Annotated in this window: 1 protein-coding gene; it reads left to right on the forward strand. The window is 74.6% G+C overall.

Features of this window, described 5'->3' with window-relative positions; genetic code table 11:
- Nucleotides 1-331, forward strand: a 331-nt coding sequence (locus ACYQ6W_RS22725; protein WP_459678591.1) for a hypothetical protein, incomplete at both ends; no start/stop codon positions are given.

The following is a 331-nucleotide window of genomic DNA, read 5'->3' on the forward strand; positions in this document are numbered from 1 at the left end:
GTTCCGCGCAGGTCGCGGCACTGTCCACGGCGGAAGCGGCCGTCCTCACCTCCGGCCAGGCCGGCGCGCTGAGTGCCACCCAGATCAAGGGGCTGACCTCCGCCGATCTCGGCAAGCTCGCCACCGGCGCCGTCACTGCCCTCAGCACCGCAGCCGTCGGGGCTCTGACCACTGGCGCGCTCGCCGGCCTCACCACGGCGCAAGCCGCGGTGCTCAGCACCGGCCAGGTGGCCGCCCTCGGTTCGGCCCAGGTGGCCGTGCTCGGCACCGCCGATACCTCCGCGCTCGGCACCACCTTCGACTCGCTCACCACCGCGGCCCTCACCGGCCT

It is taken from the genome of Acidisoma sp. 7E03, assembly GCF_054665075.1.